Raw genomic sequence first — 17,642 nt, 5'->3', positions numbered from 1 at the left:
TTGATGAATTAGCTTTGGTTATCATCGTAAGACACGGGTTTGCTCACGATGTTTTTCGCTGTTTGTGGCGCGCCTTTTGCTGCCATAAAGCCATTGATTAACTCTTTGACTTCAGGGTGTTGCAGTAAGGATGCGATATCAATTTTCTTCTCTTCTGTGACGCGATTGACTAACTTTTCAAGGTTATCTTTGGCAAAGCTGCTTTTATCCATAAACCCATCAACGGCTTTACCTAAGCTAAGTGCTTTAGAGAAGGTGTTAAAGAAGTCGCCATCGCCGCCCACAATTTCGATGTTGGTTTTGCTGAGCGCTGCAGCCAGTACATCCGCTTGTTCGCGAGCAATTTCTTTGTTCGCTTCAATGGATGCCATAGATTGCTCGAACTCTTTCTCAAGGCGCATACGGAATTCTTCGTGTGAACGCGCTGTGTCACTGAGGTGATCCATTGATTGGAATTTATCAGTCAGACCGTCAGCTTCCGCTTTCAGACGCTGGCGGATAACTTCAGCTTGCGCTGCGCCTAATTGGCCTTCACCGCGAGCTTGGGCTGCCAGTTTTTCTTCCAAGACTTTGGCATCCGCCAAGCCCAGTTTTTCTTTCGCATTGGCTTGTTGCTCTTCACCACGCGCCTGCGCTGCCAATTTTTCTTCCAGAATTTTCGCTTCGGCGAAACCTTGTTCACGTTCGGCATTGGCTTTAGCTTCCATCACTTGCGCTTCGGTTAAGCCTTTTTCTTTCAGACCACGGGCTTCGGCTAACAGTTTTTCTGCGGTGATATTGGCTTGAACCAGACCTTCTTTCTCTTCAGCTTCAGCGGTCGCTTGGCGAACGCGGGCTTCTGCTAAACCAAGTGCGGCATGTTCTGCTTCAATCCCTTCCGCTAAGCGTTTTTTGGCTTCAGCCTGTTTGGCGGACGCTTCCAATTCGGCTTGTGCCATGGTGCTGATTTCTTCTGCTCGGTGTTTGGCACTGGCTTCATCGGCTTCGGCTTTTTTCACCTGACGAACTAACGCTTCTTCTGCTTCTGCTTGGGCGTTGATCACGGTGACTTGCTTCATACGCTCAGCTTCTGAAATTTCGCGCACTTCCTTGATGCGTTCTTCTTCTTGAGCAACGGTTTTTTCAACGGCGACGCGTTCGCGGATCACGTTAGAAATATTCTTACGTTCTTCTTCTAATGCTTTTTCTTTTTCAATTCGTTGGAGTTCAACTTCACGTTCACGGGCGACAATTTCGAGTTCGCGAGCACGGTTGACACGCTCTTCTTCGATAGCCACGGCGCGGGTGCGGTTCTGTTGAGCCACTTCCACTTCACGCATGCGGTTTTCTTCGCGGATCTCAATTTCTTGCTGAGTTTGAATGCGAGCTTGTTCGGATTTGAGGCGCTCTTCTTCTTGAACGCGTAGCGTTTCGGCTTGTTCACGCGCACGAATATTATCAATTTCGCGTTTTTGACGGGCTTCCGCATCGGCTTGTTGGCGCTCTAATGCCAGACTCGCTTCACGAGTTTCCACATTTTTCTTTTTGATAGCTAACTCTTGGTCGCGCTCTTTTTGGTTAGTTTCGATATTGTGGATAGCGGTAATTTCGGTGATTTTGCGAATACCTTCGGAGTCGAAAATATTATTCGGGTCGAGGGCAGATTTCGGCGTTTGTTCTAAATAGTCGATTGCCACGTCTTCTAGCGCATAACCGTTAAGATCTTTACCAATCACGTCCACAATACGATCACGGAAGCTTTGGCGGTCTTCGAACAGTTTGGCTAATTCTAATTGCTTACCTACGGTTTTCAGGGCTTCTGAGAATTTAGCACTGAATAGAGCACTGACGGCTTGATGGTCAGATGCGCGCTCAACACCGATAGCTTTAGCTACTTTTAATACGTCTTCGGTGGTTTCATTCACACGTAGATAGAAGGCAACGGTAATATCGGCACGTAAGTTATCTTGGCAAATTAAGCCATCTTTACCACGGCGATCCACTTCCAGAGTCAGTAGCGAAATGCGCATAAACTCTTTTTTGTAGATAACGGGATACACTAATGCACCCGTAAAATGCACTTTGGGTTGTGAGGACATGTCGTTGACAATCAGAGCGGTACCTTGAGGGACTTTGATGTAGAAGGCTTTAAATAAACCAAAGAACCCAAGAATGATGATGATCACTCCCCCAACAACCGTTAAAAAAGGCATGTATTCAGCCAAATCCATATTTCTTCTCCATGGGTTCTGACGATATCGTCATTCTTTATTAATTAGCAAAGTAGGTAGTTTATTTTTTGTGTTTACTGCCTGAATTCGTTTTCAGTGACAACTTGGTAGCTGTGGGATTGAGGGTCATAACTGATGATAACGACGCGATCTCCGCGTTTAATATTTTCAGCGCTAGGTGCTCTAACCTGCAAAATCAGCCCTGCACCACCATCTTCTAAGGTGGCTTCCCCATTTTGTTCAGTGACTGTCCCTGAGCGCACTGTTGCCAATTTTCCCATTAGCTGATGAACCGTTTTGGGTTTATTAAAGTTAACCAATCGGCTACGGATTGGTTTTAAGCAAATGGCGGTTAAGTGCAGGGATATAAAGGCGGTGATCACCAGTGATGTGACGCCGACGGCGTAACGCAGCAAGGTCATATCAATGAAACGTAGGAATAAATGCGCAGCAAAGTAGCTAATCAACCAGCCGAAGAGGGTAAATAATGTCAAGATAATGGTGACGGGGATACCAGCTAAACCGAGTTTTGTTAGCCAGCCAGCAAAGCCAGTAAGATCGAGGCCATCAGCATCCAATTCGGTATCGATATTAAATAAATCAATATCTAACAGGCCAAAAGCGGCACAGAGCCAGTAAAAAAGAACAATAATCAGTAAACCGCTAAAGATAATGGTCGGAAAAGCCAAGCAATTTTCTAAAAACAAATTCATTTATTTTTCTCTTTAGTTAAGTGGCTGAATGTGACTTTAGCGGGTATCTGTCGGCTGCGAATATGACCTTTAATTGTGTTTTTATTACTCACCTATCAAAAAATGAGCAGAACTGAATCTATCATAAGCGCTTTTCAAATGAACAATATAGGACAAGTCTAGTTTCTAGATTATCTCGCTGATTTCTATGGTTAATTTTCTGTAGTTAATCTGAAAAAGAAAAATAGGTTCAACTTATTGATTATTAGTCAATTTAATTAAATCTAACAAAGATGATAACCATTCTCAATTATATTTTGGTAATTTTGAGGTATTGGTCATCTCTACTCTCGATAAGTCGAAAGAGTAGAGATGCGATTGTGGAACAATATGCGGAAATAATAATGTGCGGAAAATTAGTCGACGAGATTCAAAAATGCAGCGCCACGGGCGCCGCCAGAGGCTCCGTAACGGGCTTTTTCGATAGCTGGCATTTTCGCAATGCCATAAAGATATTGAGGTACTATTTCCGGTAATAGGCGATAAATCTCATCAAATTGCGACAGACCGCCACCAATCACCACTAAGTCAGGATCAAAGACGGTGATAACTTGCCCCATAAACATCGCCAGCACCATCATATAGCGTTCAACATGCTGTTTCGCAGCGATGTCACCGTTGTGATAACGTTCAATAATCTCGATGGCAGAGCGCTTCTCACCGGCAAATGCAGCATAGATGCGTTCGAAGCCGGGGCCTGACAGGTAGGTTTCAAAACAGGCGGTTTGACCACAACCACAGACAATTTCAGGGACGGTTTCCCCGAGGTATTTTGCAGCACGAACACTCATATTCATGTGTCCGATTTCCCCTGCAATGCCATTTTTTCCCGATAAAACCTTACCGTTGATGACGAAACCGCCGCCAACGCCAGTGCCCAGAATCAAGCCTAGAACGCTAGGGTAACGCTTGAATTCAGGATCCCACGCTTCTGATAGGGCAAAGCAGTTGGCATCGTTTTCAACTTTAACTGGACGATTTAACAGCTTGGTTAGGTCATGAATGAAAGGCTTGTATTGTGCGCTTGGGACATTGGTCGTAAATACCACGCCTTCTGAGTGATTGACGATCCCCGGAACACCAATACCAATTTTACCTTGGCAGTTAAACTGCGCATCCGCTTCAGCTGTTAAATCACGAAAAGCATTGAGCAATGCGAGATAGTCATCTTTGGGGGTTGGAACACGTTTTTGCCACACTTGATTGAGCGCTTGGTCAAACACTGCTAGCTCAATTTTGGTGCCGCCCATGTCAAAGCCGTAATACATTTCATCTTCCTCAAATTGGTCTATTTCATTAAATAGAAATGTATCTATTTGATAAGTAATGACGGGAAGTCAGTAATAGCTTAATTATACAAAAGTTTCCCAGAAAATGATTGCGGGATAATTGGAATTCCTTTATTGTTATATTATAACATTACATTGCTTTTTATTCACACTAAACTGTTATTAGGAGTTACCGTGAAAGTTCTCAGTTCATTAAAAACCGCTAAGCAGCGCCACCCTGATTGCCAAGTTGTGCGCCGTCGTGGTCGTATCTACGTGATTTGTAAAACCAATCCTCGTTTCAAAGCTGTACAAGGTTAGTATTCCGTTAGTCTCTGTTTCTTCGCATCCTTGCTTTCGCCCTAGTAATTCATACTCCTTGCTAGGGCGTTTTTTTAGGGTTTTATAAACTTAAAGTTTCACAAAGTCAGGGTTTCACAAATTCAAGCGTACTGTTTTTGATCTGTTCTCTGAGCCACAGAGTTTTTGAGTTATAGGAATTGCGCTTGTGCCACAGCATTAAAAAAGGAATTTCGAGCTGCTGGTAGAGAATGTCATCAACAGGAAGAGGAAGGCAGACTAAATCAAGATTGAAATCATTAACATAGTGTTGGCAATAGCCGGGGGAGCTTGTGAGCAGGTTATGGTCGGGGCGAGACGCCATTAAGAGGGATTGTTCAAAGGTCGAAAAGGATAAATGGATTTGGCGATGTAATCCCATGGTTTCCAGTAAATCATCGAGCGCCCACGGAATACGGTTGCCAAATTCAGTACTGATATGCGGGTACTTTAAGTAATTCGCTAGTGTCCATTCTTCTTGCAAAATCGGGTGGTCACTGCGGATAAACGCCAGCGGTTTATCGGTGAATAACACTTCAAAATTTAGAATATCGGGGAGTTGGCTTATCGACTCTCTGGATAAATGAAAACTTTCACGACCGACTAACCCGATATCTGCATCCCCCGCAATCAGTGCGGCCAGCGAGTTATAATCCCAATCTCGTACAATGACCTCGGATTTTGGGTATTGATTGAGGATATTCAGGGATAAATCGTGAAGCATGATTAAGTTTAACGGGGCTTCCATCATTAAGCGGAAAGTCATCCCGCTGGGTTTCTCGGTATCACGAATTTCAGCAATATAGTGTGAGAGATTTAAAAACTCAGGCAGTGATTTTTCAATGCGTAGCATGAGTGGGGTAGGAAGCAGCCCTTGCGGGCTGCGGATAAATAGGGGGTCATCAAACCATTGGCGTAATTTTGCCAAGGATTTACTGACCGAAGATGGGGTGATTGCCAAGCGTTTAGCTGCAAGGCTAACACTGCGTTCTTCCATCAAATACTGCAGAATAACCAGTAAATTTAAGTCTAATCGATGCAGTTGCTTATTCACATGTAGCGACCTGTTGGTTGACTTGCGTGGTGGGCACTCTTAGCAACACCATGCCAATCATTCCCGCCGCAAGCAAGATAATTAACAACATACTGATTGATGGAACGCCCATCACACCCATCACCCAAATATACGCCGAGGCGCAGCTTAATTGTGAGATGGCCAATACAGAACTGGCAATACCCGCTTTTTTGGCAAATGGCGATAGCGCTTGGCTCATGATGATGCCGAACTGCATTGAGAAACCAACACCGCAGAAGGCGAAAACGATGTACAGCAGCGCCAAATGTGGGAGTGCCAGCAGATAGATAGAAAGCAGGACGCCACTGACCAAAAATAGACTTAACGCGGTATTCAGTAAGGTTCGGCTATTAAATGTCGAAATCAGTTTTGGCATCAAGAATGAGGTTCCCATACTCACCATCGCCAACAAGGTCATGGCGGTTGAGTATTGACCGGTTGTGAAACCGAGGTTTTCCATCAAGATAATTGGGGCGACGTTAACGTAAGTCAGGATCACACCCATGCCGAAGCAGGAAATAATCAAGCGCGTGACAAAGAAGGTGCTAAATAACTTTTCTTCTGTGGCTGGTTGGGTATTCGATTGCTCTGTTGGTGATGCTGAAGAGGGCTTTGTCTCTTTAATTGAGATTAAGCAAAATAGCATACTGATCACCGCATAACCGGCCATAAAGTAGAACATCACAGACCAGTGGTAGATCAGTAAAATGGCAAATCCAATGACAGGCGCTAACACGGGCGCAATACAGGTTACGCCATTCATTGCGGCGAGCACTTTGGTGCGTCGCTGCGGCGTCAATACATCACGCAAAATAGCGAAGGTCACGACATAACAAAAGCCTGCACCAATCCCTTGGAAGAATCGTGCTATTAAGAAGGTATCGATGGATGTGGCATTTCCGGCGATAACAGAGGCGATGGCAAATACCATCGTACCAACTAAAACGACTGGTTTTCGACCAATATGATCGGCGCACCATCCGGCAATTAACATGGTGGATGCCATACCCGCTAAATAGATAGAAAATGCCACATGGAGCTGGCTTTCATTGGCATTTAAATCGGCGGCAATATAAGGAATACCGGTTAAATGGAGGTCGACGCCCAAAGGATAGATAAGGACGATCCAGAAACTAAAAAGGACATATTTGGTCATGAGATACGCTACTTTGTGAGGATTAACCCGCTAATCTTAATTGGGTTGAGTGATGGAATGTATGGATTAATTGGAAAATAGTATTTTCCAAAATGGAAATTATCAATCAATAAGTTTTTACTAATTATTAGCGTTATTACTAATCTTCTTGCTATTAGTGATGAAATTCACTTGCACACTGGTTCATATTTTGTCACGTTTAATACGGTTGATTGATGGTTTCTGAATTTCATCTTTCCGAAAAATTTCCCGCTTCGATTGGTAAAGTGAAAGTCGAAGGCAGAAATTTTTTGGGTGATGTATGTAAACAGACAGGGTGAAGAGAATGAAAAATGTAGGGTTTATTGGCTGGCGTGGAATGGTCGGTTCCGTATTGATGCAAAGAATGGTAGAAGAAGGGGATTTTAACGTTATTCACCCGGTCTTTTTTACCACCTCCCAACACGGGGCTGAAGCGCCTGTTTTTGGTGGTCATCGCAGCACGTTGCAAGATGCATTTGATATCGATGCACTGAGCGCACTGGATATTATTATTAGCTGCCAAGGTGGCGATTATACTAATGAAGTGTATCCAAAATTACGTGAAGCAGGCTGGAAAGGCTACTGGATTGATGCCGCGTCTGCACTGCGTATGAAAGACGATGCGATTATTATTTTAGATCCAGTGAACCACCAGTATATCCAAGACGGCTTAAATAAAGGCATTAAGACCTTCGTCGGCGGTAACTGTACGGTGAGTTTAATGCTGATGTCACTGGGCGGCCTGTTTGCAAATAACTTGGTTGAGTGGGCTTCCGTCGCAACGTATCAAGCGGCATCCGGTGCGGGTGCGCGTAATATGCGTGAACTGCTGTCACAAATGGGTTCTTTACATGCGCAAGTGGCGAAAGAGCTGCAAAATCCGGCATCGGCTATCTTAGAAATCGAGAAAAAAGTGACTGACTTTACGCGCAGTGGTTCCATGCCAACGGACGCGTTTGGCGTTCCATTAGCGGGTAGTTTGATCCCGTGGATTGATAAAGCGTTAGAAAATGGCCAAAGCCGCGAAGAGTGGAAAGGGCAGGCGGAAACCAACAAAATTCTGGCAACCGGCAGCAATATTATTCCGGTTGATGGCTTATGTGTTCGTGTGGGCGCATTACGCTGCCATAGCCAAGCGTTCACGCTGAAACTGAAAAAAGATGTGCCACTGAATGAAGTGGAGCAACTGCTGGCTTCCCATAATGAGTGGGTGAAAGTGGTGCCAAATGATCGTGAAATCACGATGCGTGAATTGACTCCTGCGGCAGTGACAGGCACTCTGAGCACGCCAGTAGGGCGTCTGCGTAAATTGAATATGGGCCCTGAGTATCTGTCCGCATTTACTGTGGGTGACCAGTTGCTATGGGGTGCTGCGGAGCCTCTGCGCCGCATGTTGAGAATTCTGCTGTAGTTCGCTTTTCTTAACGAATCTAAATAGGAATGGCACCGGAGTGATTAAACGCTCCGGTGCCATTTTGCTTTATTGTATTGATGCTTACTGTGTTGATAATTATGGTGTTGATGAATTACAACGAGACTAACGAATTAAAACGATACTAACAATTTGGCATCAAGATTATTTTCTAAATATCCCTTGGCCGTAAATTGGCTGTAATCCACGGATAGCTTGGTATTGTCGGTAATCTGAATATTCGATCCTAGCTTGAGTGCCATCCCATCTTGCGGTGCATTCACACCATGATAGTTAAGCGGTGACGCAAGTAGGTCGCGCTGGGCGAATCTAAATGCCATTTCACGCTCCCGCTTGTCATATTGATGTTGCCAGCCGAGTTCCCCATGTACATCGATTGAGGATGATTTACCCACTTTCCACTGGTTATCTAAACGTAATCCCAGCGTTGTGGTGGTGGCATCAAGGGATTGGCGACCTGTAACGAACGAGGCTTTTTCTCCTTTTTCTCTAAATCCATGGCTTTCTGCATTGGTAAAGGCAAAGTTGGCAAACGGCTCGGCATTGATGAATGCCGATTTCCACGGATAAGCTGCCTCTATAAACAGGTGGTTGGTTTTGCCTTTATAATCAGCGGTATTGTGATCGGAATAGATGGATGAGGTGACTGTTCTATCCGTTTTGATGGTGTGCCATGTGTGCCCAAGTCCTGCGCGTAAGGTGATTGGTGCCAATTGCAGGGAACCGTAAGCGGCTAAATAATAGTTGTTACTATGGCCATGACCGACGCCCCCTGAGACGGAATTTTTGGTAAAACCAGTGCTCATTCCAAAGATAAAGTCATCATTAAAGAAATGCTTATCTGCTCCTAAGAACACCCCATAATTGCTATTGGTAAAGCCGGATGCGTTGCCGTCGCTTTGGGTTCTATCCCAATGATAAGGCACGTTTACCCAGACGTTACCGCGGTTATCGCCACGCTCTTTGACGATATTTTCTGATGCGCGTGTTTGTTGCAGCAGCGTACCGTGATATTGGCGATGGTTATTTAACTGGCTAGCAAGGGTATCAATATGAATTTGTGGGGATAAGGTTCGAAGAAGATCGTTAACCCCTGCGGTGGTTTGGCTGAGGATTAAACGTTTATACAGGGTGTTATTCAATGGGAGATCTTCAAGGGCGTGAGCAATGGCGGTTTGGTTTGGCGTCTTTGCAAAGGCATCAAAAGTCAGGCCACTACGACCGACGTTGAGTGTGACACGTTGCATCGTGGGTGAACGAGGATCTGCACCATAATTTAATGTAGTACCAATAAATAGATAGTTAGGTTCGATACTGTCAAATTTCCCTTGAATATTGGGGGCGCGAATAATTTCATATTGAGTGCGGAATCGACCCTGAATTTCATCTTGACTAGGTATCCGTTCATTGAATGGTTCTGATTCTTCAGCGAAGAACACGTTGACCTTGCCCCCGTTGATGGTCACTGTACCGCCAGCATGTAGGGCGTCAAATTCCTGTATTACATCTTTTTGAGTACTCACATGGAATTCACTGCCGGGCTGGAATATGGCGGTGTTATTCACCCTGATATGCCTTGTCGGGTCTCTAGTATTATCTCCAGGGGCTAAGATAGCGCCGCTGTTAACCACTAAGTCATCAACCGTGCCAGAAGCTATAAATCGGGCTCCTTGGTTTAATGTCACCGTATTTTTGATGCTGTGACTGAGCTGTAATGTGCCATTGGTGACGTCAACTGGCGCATGTAGGATGTGTTTGACCTCAAGCTTTCCACCATTGACATTGACGGGGCCTGTTAAGTGGTTTTCTTGCGTTAAAACCACACGACCTTGCTGTATTTCAAGCCCTGCAAAACGGTTAATTCCAGCTAAGGTTAATGAGCCATCCCCTTGTTTGATTAATCGCCCTTTGCCATCGATGTCATTGCTCCAAATATCAGTAATGCCGACGTTTGCTACGTCGTTTTGAGTTACCCGTTGATTGACGACCCAATCTTCAGCGAAATGCGTAGGCCCTTTGTAAGCTTTGGATAAGTTAATCAGTCCCCAATAGCTTTCCGGTTGATCCGGCTTAACGCCCCAGCCTGCTAAAGAGTTTGTAGGATAAGCGGTGCCTGCAATAATCTGCTGCCACTGTGATTTGTTAAGATAGGCAAAGCGAGAGCGTAGCAAATACGCAGCATCAGCGGGAATTTGGTCAACGCTAAGTGCTGGAGAAGGCTGTTCACTTTGCTTAGCGTAATAGCCTAGGTTTTCATTAAAAGAGGGGAGAGAGCCTATTGGCGGTTTACATTTCTTATCACTGATGGTGCATTGATTGTTTAGCTCTTGGCGTACTTCTTTGGCTTGGCTAATCAGTATATTGGCGGTTTTATCCTCTTTTAGTAAATGGGCGAGAAGATAATAATTGGCTGCCCGTGAGGCAATGGTGTCAGTTGGGAAATGTGCGCCGACAATCACGCGGCTTTCTCCATAGCCTATGGCTCTATCAAAGAATTGAGCGCCTTTTTCTGGATAAATCGTGGCAAAGATAGCGGCTTGTTTGAATCCATTCCAAGTGTGTCCGCTTGGGTAAGAGGAGCCTGTAATATCGACATAGTTTGGGAGATATTCACCTTTATCATCGAGTACTTGATTTGGGCGACCACGTAAATAATAGTCTTTGAGAATAAAATCCATTGAGCGAGTTCGATTTTGAATTGGGTCATTTGCAAAGGTGGCTAAATGGAATAAATTATCTAAACGTTTATAGGCTTTAATTTCTTTAAAATCATTATAATTAAATCCTTTTTGATTAAATACGTATTCTCGGTAAATATTAAAAAGATATTCTGGCGTACTTTTTTTGTCTTTTTCTGCGTTCTTTTTACGTTTTCCTGTTAATTGAGTTGCCTGCTGGCTAACGTTTTTATCCCATTGCGCTGCTTGAGATTGCGGGGCTGGGTATGGTGGTATTACCTGATTCCTTAGTTCGTCAAGTCGCTGATTTCGCTGATTAATGATGAGTTCACTGGCATCAATATAATCTGAGTTTGCAAAGGTAATTTGGGTGTTAAATAGAGCAAATAGACCGAGCGATACCGCGGGAGTTATTTTATTCATTATAGACCTATAGATTTTTAGAGAGGATAAAATCTATTTCATCTTAATGCGCTATTTTTTATTTTCTATAAATAGAAAATAAAATGAGACAAACTTTATTTTTATTCTTCATTCTATTAATTAAATTCATTTAGTTATTTAATTAAATTTAAATTGGAATTAATAATAAATAGATACTTAAGATTAAAATTAAATAAAAAAATAACCCTATACCGGAGTATAGGGTTATTCAATGACTTGGCTGGAAAATCGATTAAATATCGATGTTCGCGGCTTTTAAGGCGTTCTCTTCGATAAAGGCACGGCGAGGCTCAACCGCATCCCCCATCAGGGTAGTGAACAGCTGGTCAGTTGCAATGGCATCTTTGACCGTCACACGCATCATACGGCGAGTTTCAGGGTTCATGGTGGTTTCCCAAAGTTGTTCTGGGTTCATTTCACCAAGGCCTTTATAACGCTGCACGGATAAACCACGACGAGATTCACGGCTTAACCAATCTAATGCTTGCTCGAAGTTGTCGATATTCTGGCGACGTTCACCGCGTTGAATATAAGCACCTTCTTCGATTAATCCACCGATGATGTCACCTAATTCGGTGATACGGCGGTATTCGCTACCATGAACGAAGTCGAAATCGAGGTTGTAGTCGCTATCAACACCATGGGTACGGATACGAATGGTTGGTTCGAATAGCTGACGCTCGCGGTTTTCGTGAATGATATAGCTGTAAGAGCTACCCGCTTGCTCGTTCTCTTCTAAACGCGCCACTAAGGTTTTCGCCCACTCTTCAACTTGCGCACTATCTTTCAGTGCTTCTTCAGTCAGTGTGGATTGATACACTAAGCTGTTCAGCAGCGCTTGTGGGTACAGGCGCTCAAGACGGCGGATAATACGGTGCGCTGCATTGTATTCAACAACCAGTTTTTCCAGTTGTTCACCTTTCATGGCTGGGGCTTCTGCACTTAAGTGCAGCTCAGCGCCATCCAGCGCGATAGAGATCAAATAGTCATCCATCGCTTCGTCGTCCTTAATGTATTGCTCTTGTTTACCGCGTTTCACTTTATACAGTGGCGGCTGAGCAATAAAGATATGACCACGTTCAACAATTTCTGGCATTTGACGGTAGAAGAAGGTCAACAGTAACGTACGAATGTGCGAACCATCGACGTCGGCATCCGTCATGATGATGATGCTGTGATAACGCAGTTTGTCTGGGTTATATTCATCACGACCAATACCACAGCCTAATGCGGTGATCAGTGTCGCAACTTCTTGAGAAGAGAGCATTTTATCGAAACGCGCTTTTTCCACGTTCAGGATTTTACCTTTCAGTGGCAAAATTGCTTGGTTCTTACGGTTACGACCTTGTTTTGCAGAGCCGCCCGCAGAGTCCCCTTCCACTAAGTATAATTCAGATAATGCAGGGTCACGTTCTTGGCAGTCCGCCAGTTTACCCGGCAAGCCTGCTAAATCTAATGCCCCTTTACGGCGGGTCATTTCACGTGCTTTACGTGCAGCTTCACGGGCACGCGCAGCATCAATGATTTTGCCCACAACGATTTTAGCGTCGTTTGGATTTTCTAATAAATACTCAACCAGCTTCTCGTTCATCATGGTTTCTACAGCGGTTTTCACTTCTGAAGAAACGAGTTTTTCTTTGGTCTGAGAAGAGAATTTTGGATCTGGCACTTTCACAGAAATAACGGCAATTAAGCCTTCACGCGCATCGTCACCTGTTGCGTTGACTTTGCTTTTCTTCTGGTAGCCTTCTTTTTCCATGTAGTTGTTTAGGGTACGGGTCATCGCAGCACGGAAGCCCGCTAAGTGGGTACCGCCATCGCGCTGAGGAATGTTGTTGGTAAAGCAGTAAACATTCTCTTGGAAACCATCGTTCCACTGCATGGATATTTCCACACCAATACCGTCTTTCTCAGTGGAGAAATAGAATACGGATGGGTGAATTGGGGTTTTGTTGCGGCTCAGGTACTCAACGAAGGCCTTGATCCCACCTTCGTAGTGGAAATGGTCTTCTTTGCCATCACGTTTATCAATTAAACGGATGGAAACCCCTGAGTTTAAGAATGAAAGTTCACGTAAGCGTTTTGCCAGAATGTCGTATTCGAATTCAGTGACACCTTTGAAGGTATCCATGCTTGGCCAGAAACGTACGCGAGTCCCTGTCTGGTCAGTTTCACCAACGACAGTCAGAGGACCTTGTGGTTCACCGTGTTTGTACACTTGTTCGTGGACTTTACCGTCACGGCGGATCACTAATTCAAGTTTTTCAGATAAGGCGTTAACAACCGAAACACCTACACCGTGCAAACCACCGGAAACTTTATAGGAGTTGTCGTCAAATTTACCGCCAGCGTGCAGAACGGTCATGATAACTTCTGCAGCGGAGACACCTTCTTCTTCGTGGATGCCAGTAGGGATACCACGTCCATCATCTTGGACAGAGACGGAGTTATCGGCATGGATAGTGATGACGATATCGTCACAGAAACCTGCTAAGGCTTCATCGATAGCGTTATCCACAACCTCGAAGACCATGTGATGAAGACCTGTTCCATCGTCGGTATCACCGATATACATGCCCGGGCGCTTACGCACCGCATCCAGTCCTTTTAATACCTTGATACTTGAGGAGTCATATGTATTCGACATCAACGTTTCCTGCTCTTTCTATTCCTGAGGTTGAACTTCTATTTTGCCTTGCTCTACACTAAACATCTTACTGTTGGCATCAATCATATCATTGACTTGCGCCGGTGTAATAGCACTTACAAACACTTGTGCTTGCGTAGCTTTGAGTCGAGCCGCTAATAATTGCCGGCGACCAGAATCAAGTTCTGAAGCAAAATCATCCAGTAGATACAGGCATTGTTGCCCGCTCTGTTGGGTGAAATATTCACCCTGCGCTAACCTGAGTGCACACATTAATAATTTCAGTTGGCCGCGAGAGAGCATATCTTCAACGGGAATGCCGTTGGCTCGAATTCGCAGGTCAGCTTTATGTGGCCCCGATGCGGTGTAGGTTAGCGCTCTATCGCGCTCAAACTGCCGCTCTAACTGTTCTGAATAATCAATTTCTTTGTCCCAACCACGTTGGAAAGAGACTGAAAGTGAAAATTCGGGTAAAAATTGTTTGCAGGTTTGCTCAATATTTTCTGCGATACCTGCAATATACTCGCCGCGCCACTGGCTAATTTGTTCGGAAATTGGAGCGAGTTGCTGATCCCAATGGCGAATTTGCTCATAACGAGTCACTTGTCGTAAAGCCGCATTTCGCTGCTTTAACAAACGTTTTAAGTCCGACCACGTCGAGAAAAAGAGGGCTTCATTATGAAAGCATCCCCAATCGATAAACGCACGTCGATATTTTGGACCGCCGTTCAGCAAGGTAAACCCTTCAGGGGTAATGAGCTGCATTGGCAATAACTTTGCGAGTTCTGCAATTTTATGCCCGTCGGTACCATCAATTCGGACTTTACTGTCGCCTTCGCGGTTTTTACTCAAACCCAGCGACAATGTTTTACGTTCGGTGTCTGAGTGTCCTAGTTTACCATGTAAAATAAATTGTTCTTGGTCATGACGGATAACTCTGTTCGCCTGAATGCTGCGAAAGGCCCGTCCATGTCCAAGTGTATAAATTGCTTCCAGTACACTGGTTTTGCCACTCCCATTAGGCCCAATTAAAAAATTGAACCCAGTTGCAAGGGAGAGATCGGCGTCTTCTATGTTACGAAAATCGCGGATCAATAAACGCGAAAGGATCATACGGACTGATTACAAACGCATTGGCATAACAACATATACCGCAGAGCGGCTTGCTGAGTCTTCAATTTGTACGCTAGAAACGGCATCCGTTAAAAACAGTGTGACATTTTCGCTTTTCAGCGCGTTCAAGACGTCGAGGATGTAACTGACGTTAAAGCCAATTTCCATCTCACCACCTTGGTAATTAACATCAACAATTTCTTCCGCTTCTTCTTGCTCAGGGTTATTCGCCGTAATGCGTAATTGGTTTTCACTGAAGAATAAGCGTACGCCACGGAATTTTTCGTTAGATAAAATTGCTGCGCGTGAGAAAGCTTGTTTGAGCAAATCACAGCGAGCTTCTAAGGTTTTATCTGGATTCTTTGGCAGAACGCGGCGGTAGTCAGGGAAACGACCGTCAACGAGTTTAGAGGTAAAGATAAAGTCGCCAACATGGGCGCGAATATTGTTGCTACCAATTTGTAGCTGCAATAATGCGTCGCCGCCATCGAGTAGGCGCATCAATTCCATGACACCTTTGCGAGGTACGATCACAGAATGTGATGGCAATTCTTGACCAATATCCATTGAGCAAACTGCAAGGCGGTGACCATCTGTGGAGACAGTTCTCAGCATTTGCCCTTCAGTTTCAAACAGCATGCCGTTCAGGTAATAACGAACGTCTTGGTGTGCCATTGAAAACTGGGTCGCTTCAATTAAACGTTTCAGTATGGATTGAGGCAGAGAAAATTCGACTTCGCTTTGCCAGTCATCTAAGTTCGGGAAGTCAGCAGCAGGTAAAGTAGATAATGAGAAACGGCTGCGCCCAGAGCGGACAAGCAGTCGGTCATCATTAAGCTCGACTTGGATTTCAGAACCTTCCGGTAAACCACGCCAAATATCAAAAAACTTGCGCGCAGGCACCGTGGTGGCACCAATTTCATGCTCACGAGTGAGCGGAACATTGGCCATCATCTCCATTTCTAGGTCGGTTCCCGTCAGTTGCAGGGCACCTTCTTTTACGTGAAGTAAAAGGTTTCCTAAAATAGGCAACGTTGGACGTCCACCTAAAGGGCCACTAACCTGTTGTAACGGTTTTAATAACTGCTCGCGTTCTATAATAAATTTCATAGCAATTAAGATGATAATGTTCTGATTAGATTTGAAAAATCTTCTTTGATGTCATGGCTTTCTTCTCGTAATTGTTCAATTTTACGACAAGCGTGCAACACAGTGGTGTGGTCACGACCGCCAAAAGCATCCCCGATTTCAGGTAAACTATGGTTTGTCAGCTCTTTCGCCAGTGCCATTGCCATCTGACGCGGACGAGCGACAGAACGAGAACGACGTTTAGAAAGTAAATCAGCGACTTTGATTTTATAGTACTCAGCAACAGTTTTCTGAATATTATCAATAGTTACCAGCTTTTCTTGCAGTGCTAATAGGTCACGTAACGCTTCTCGAACAAAATCGATAGTGATAGCGCGACCGGTAAAATTCGCGTTAGCAATAACGCGGTTTAATGCACCTTCTAACTCACGCACATTAGAACGTAAGCGTTTTGCGATGAAAAATGCCACTTCACCGGGCAGTTGGATTTCGTTCTCATCGGCTTTTTTCATCAAAATAGCCACACGGGTTTCTAACTCGGGTGGTTCAATCGCAACGGTCAAACCCCAGCCGAAACGGGACTTTAATCTATCTTCCACGCCGTTGATCTCTTTTGGATAACGGTCGGAGGTTAAAATAATTTGTTGATTGCCTTCAAGCAGGGCGTTGAATGTATGGAAAAATTCTTCTTGTGAACGCTCTTTGTTGGCAAAAAATTGAATATCATCAATCAGTAAGGCATCAACAGAACGGTAATAACGTTTGAATTCTTCAATGGCGTTATTCTGCAATGCTTTGACCATATCTTGTACAAATCGTTCAGAATGCATATAGACCACGCGGGCGTTGGCCTTGTGCTGCATAATGCTATTACCCACGGCGTGTAATAAGTGTGTTTTACCTAAACCCGTTCCACCATAAAGGAACAGTGGGTTATATGCGCCGCCAGGGTTTTCAGCAACTTGCCTCGCTGCCGCACGAGCCAGTTGGTTTGATTTACCTTCAACGAAGTTATCAAACGTGTGTTTTGGGTTCACATTCGAACGGTATGACACGTCTGGTTGAACTTTAGTTGAGTTATCCCAACTTGGTTTTACTGGTGCAGATGGTGCGGCGAACGCAGGCATTTCATTATTAGTGCGTACTTGAGGGCTCACCGGCGCGATGGTCATCGGTTTGTTGCCTACTTCAAAGTGTAGAGCAGGGGCATCAGAACCGCAAAAGTCATTCAATAATTCATTGATATTATTGATGTACTTATCTCTCACCCAATCAAGGACGAAACGATTCGGGGCATACAGGGCCAGTGTATTATCGTTTAATTCAGCTTGAAGAGGGCGTATCCACATACTGAATTCTGTGGCAGGTAGTTCATCCTGCAATCGGGCAAGACATTGCTGCCAAAGCGAAAGTGACAC

Annotated in this window: 12 protein-coding genes; 2 read left to right on the top strand and 10 right to left on the bottom strand. The window is 44.6% G+C overall.

Annotated elements, in window-relative coordinates; genetic code table 11:
* Positions 1 to 8: 8 nt before the first annotated feature.
* The 3 genes from QS795_RS00060 to nagK all read right to left on the bottom strand — a co-directional run bounded on the left by QS795_RS00060 (position 9) and on the right by nagK (position 4,230).
* Positions 9 to 2,210: a flotillin family protein gene (locus QS795_RS00060; RefSeq protein ID WP_154603209.1), complete on the bottom strand. Its 2,202-nt coding sequence runs from the start codon at positions 2,208 to 2,210 to the stop codon at positions 9 to 11.
* A gap of 74 nt (positions 2,211 to 2,284) precedes the next feature.
* On the bottom strand, positions 2,285 to 2,923 hold the full coding sequence (locus QS795_RS00055; protein ID WP_154637885.1) for an OB-fold-containig protein: 639 nt from the start codon (positions 2,921 to 2,923) through the stop codon (positions 2,285 to 2,287).
* A 395-nt stretch (positions 2,924 to 3,318) separates the two neighbouring features.
* On the bottom strand, positions 3,319 to 4,230 hold the full coding sequence (gene nagK / locus QS795_RS00050) for an N-acetylglucosamine kinase (protein WP_154603207.1): 912 nt from the start codon (positions 4,228 to 4,230) through the stop codon (positions 3,319 to 3,321).
* Positions 4,231 to 4,425: 195 nt separating this feature from the next.
* On the opposite strand from nagK, the gene ykgO reads away from it, so the two are divergent.
* Positions 4,426 to 4,551 (top strand): type B 50S ribosomal protein L36, encoded by a 126-nt coding sequence (ykgO, locus tag QS795_RS00045; RefSeq protein WP_006660624.1) that lies wholly within the window; start codon positions 4,426 to 4,428, stop codon positions 4,549 to 4,551.
* Positions 4,552 to 4,657: 106 nt separating this feature from the next.
* Here the strand turns inward: ykgO and yidZ are convergent, their stop codons facing one another.
* Together yidZ and QS795_RS00035 are read right to left on the bottom strand one after the other, a co-directional pair.
* Positions 4,658 to 5,623: an HTH-type transcriptional regulator YidZ gene (gene yidZ, locus QS795_RS00040; protein WP_418055358.1), complete on the bottom strand. Its 966-nt coding sequence runs from the start codon at positions 5,621 to 5,623 to the stop codon at positions 4,658 to 4,660.
* Positions 5,616 to 6,800, bottom strand: a complete 1,185-nt coding sequence (locus QS795_RS00035; RefSeq protein WP_286271757.1) for an MdtL family multidrug efflux MFS transporter — start codon at positions 6,798 to 6,800, stop codon at positions 5,616 to 5,618. The genes yidZ and QS795_RS00035 overlap by 8 nt, the downstream gene beginning before the upstream one ends.
* Before the next feature lie 325 nt (positions 6,801 to 7,125).
* Between QS795_RS00035 and asd the strand changes: the two genes are divergently transcribed.
* Positions 7,126 to 8,232: an aspartate-semialdehyde dehydrogenase gene (gene asd, locus QS795_RS00030; RefSeq protein ID WP_286271758.1), complete on the top strand. Its 1,107-nt coding sequence runs from the start codon at positions 7,126 to 7,128 to the stop codon at positions 8,230 to 8,232.
* A 134-nt stretch (positions 8,233 to 8,366) separates the two neighbouring features.
* Here asd and QS795_RS00025 read toward each other — a convergent pair whose 3' ends face one another.
* From QS795_RS00025 to dnaA, 5 genes are all read right to left on the bottom strand, one after another.
* Positions 8,367 to 11,354, bottom strand: a complete 2,988-nt coding sequence (locus tag QS795_RS00025) for an autotransporter domain-containing protein (RefSeq protein WP_286271761.1) — start codon at positions 11,352 to 11,354, stop codon at positions 8,367 to 8,369.
* 253 nt (positions 11,355 to 11,607) lie between these two features.
* Positions 11,608 to 14,022 carry a DNA topoisomerase (ATP-hydrolyzing) subunit B gene (gene gyrB, locus QS795_RS00020; protein WP_286271762.1) on the bottom strand — a complete coding sequence of 805 codons (2,415 nt, stop codon included), beginning with the start codon at positions 14,020 to 14,022 and terminating at the stop codon, positions 11,608 to 11,610.
* Between the two features lie 18 nt (positions 14,023 to 14,040).
* Positions 14,041 to 15,135 (bottom strand): DNA replication/repair protein RecF, encoded by a 1,095-nt coding sequence (recF, locus tag QS795_RS00015; protein ID WP_036950667.1) that lies wholly within the window; start codon positions 15,133 to 15,135, stop codon positions 14,041 to 14,043.
* 9 nt (positions 15,136 to 15,144) lie between these two features.
* On the bottom strand, positions 15,145 to 16,245 hold the full coding sequence (gene dnaN / locus QS795_RS00010; RefSeq protein ID WP_132496996.1) for a DNA polymerase III subunit beta: 1,101 nt from the start codon (positions 16,243 to 16,245) through the stop codon (positions 15,145 to 15,147).
* A 5-nt stretch (positions 16,246 to 16,250) separates the two neighbouring features.
* Positions 16,251 to 17,642: a chromosomal replication initiator protein DnaA gene (gene dnaA, locus QS795_RS00005; protein ID WP_181477752.1), complete on the bottom strand. Its 1,392-nt coding sequence runs from the start codon at positions 17,640 to 17,642 to the stop codon at positions 16,251 to 16,253.

Source organism: Providencia zhijiangensis (genome assembly GCF_030315915.2).
Classification (GTDB): Bacteria; Pseudomonadota; Gammaproteobacteria; order Enterobacterales; family Enterobacteriaceae; genus Providencia; species Providencia zhijiangensis.
This window is presented reverse-complemented; position numbering and strand designations above follow the sequence as displayed.